The 2403-nt window shown below is 27.2% G+C and carries 1 protein-coding gene; it reads left to right on the top strand.

All coding sequences use genetic code 11. From position 1 onward, the window contains the following. Positions 1 to 2403: hypothetical protein (locus CAMP5053_RS08005; protein WP_337217620.1), on the top strand; the 2403-nt coding region annotated here is incomplete at both ends.

The raw sequence follows: 2403 nt of genomic DNA, 5'->3' as shown, positions 1-2403 counted from the left end.
ATTTATCTAAAAAACACCTCACGGGGGGGGGGATACGATAATTTTCGTTTTAGCTTAAATGCTTTAAACTCTTTAAAACACTATAAAAACTCCAATCTTTTAAAACTTTCTTTATTTACTATTTTTTCACTAAGTTCTTTAGAAGCTGCCACCCAGGCAAATTATGATAAAACTTCTAATGCTTATATAATTAAAAAACACCATTATGAAAATAATGATGTATATGATTATAATCTTGATACTTATAAACTCTTAAGTGGTAAAAACTTCTATGGTCAAATGGCTAGCAATAAAAATCTTTCAAATATCACTTTAATCTATGATAATCCTAAAGATAAAGCTCATGCAAAAATGAATGATTTATACTTTAAGCAAGACATACTCACTCCAAGTATTAAAGAAGATATTTTTGTAGTTAATGGCTTTCATAGTTCTAACTCAGCTAATACTACCCTAAATCAAATCAGTTATATACCTTTTTTAGTTTCTGCTTATACTTTTAATGCTAAAGCTAATAATAATACCTTAGTATTAAAAGCAGGGGAATTATCTTCAGTATATTATTTAAAACCTACCGATAAAGAAGTAATTAATCCTAAAGCTAGTGGCTTAGATAATAAATATAATTTTTTAATCACTCCAGCCATAGCTAGAAAAGGTGAAGTAAGTAATAATACTTTAAATTTCTTAAAAGATGCCTATGTAAATATGGGTGTTGAAAACACCTATACCTTACCTTTAAATGGTGCTCCTTATATCTTAGGTGCTTTTGGCGTGGATGCTAATGCTAATAATAATACAGTTATATTAAATAAAGGCGTAAAGATAGACTTTCATACTACCCCTTATAGACAAAGTGCATTAGGAGGTAATATCTTTGATGAGAGAATGACTCATGTAACAGGAGCCATTACCTATAATGCTAATGCTAAAAATAATAAAGTTATTATAGATGGAGCTTCTTTATTAGTACATGGTCCAAGTGGAGCATATTCAACATCAGCTGCTACTCACTTAGGAGGGGCTTTTGTGGATGTTAATAATAATCAAAGCTATGAAGTAAGTAATAATAGTGTATTAATCAATGATTTAAAACTAGATTTAAGAGTAGATACTAAAAATACTCCATTAGCCTATAATGCTGTATTAGTAGGAGAAATCTATGGGGGTAAAATCATACAAGGTAATGCTTATAAAAACACCATAGATATAAAAGATTTACAAACCTTATTAGCATTAAATACCAATATAGAAGTAAAAGCTCTTTTAGATTTTTATGCAGGTATAACTAATAATGGTATAGCTAATGATAATAGTATTAGCATTAATCTTAAAAAGCCTTTTGAAATTAATTCTAATTTTACAGGTAAAAATGAGTTTAATCTTTATGGTGGGGTAGCTACTAAAGGAGCTAATAATAATAGCATTCATATTAATGGGGATTTAACCCAAGGCATTACTGTTGAAAACCATCAAGATAAAATTCAAATCACAGCAGCACAAACTCTAAGTTCTAAAGCAAATAATAATAGCATTGTTATTAAAAACTCAAACATAGCTATGCCTTTATATTTATATGGGGTTAGTAAGGTTAGTTTGGATAATAAAGATTATTATGCAAGTAGTGCTAATGCTAATAGTATAGTTTTAGATAATGTAAAATCGGGTAGAAATCTCACTACTATTATAGAAGCTGATAATTTAGAAAAAAACACTATAAAATATAATATGGTGCAATCTTTATCGAATGCTTCTAATATAGATAAAGGTTCTAAAATCATTTTAAGAGCGAATGAAAATGCTAATGATAATACTTTAAATATTAAAGATTATTCAAGTGCAGCTAGTTCTAATGTTTATGTTATTAATGCTAAAAATGAAAGTGCTAATAATACTTTTATCTTTGATAATTTAGCCCTAGGTACAGCTTCTGATAAAAGAGAAGGAGAAGTAGTAATTAGTGCAGGTATAGCTAAGAATACTCATGATAATTATACTCATATAAATAATTTAAATATAGATGAGTATAAAAACAACAAAGCTATATTTATAAGTGCTTCTGGTGTATATAGTGAGAATGATAAAAGCTATAATAATACCTTATATCTAAGTGGCAATACTAATATTTTTAATAATACTCATATAGATGTATTAGCAGGTAGCTTTTTACAAACTAAAGAAGATAATAACTTTGTATCAAAAGCTCTAATGCATAAAAGTGGCACTAATAATCATTTAGTATTAAATACAAATATAAAAGCAAATACTATTAATAACTTTGATCATTATAGCTTTATCTTAAAAGATGATACTAAAGCTTATTTAAGTGCTAAAGAAGCTATTCATCTTTCTAAAGATAGTTCTATTAATGTATATACAAACAATAATGTAAAAAATAAAAGC

The organism is Campylobacter sp. S4:11 (genome assembly GCF_024723695.1).
GTDB lineage: Bacteria > Campylobacterota > Campylobacteria > Campylobacterales > Campylobacteraceae > Campylobacter_D > Campylobacter_D jejuni_C.
This window is presented reverse-complemented; position numbering and strand designations above follow the sequence as displayed.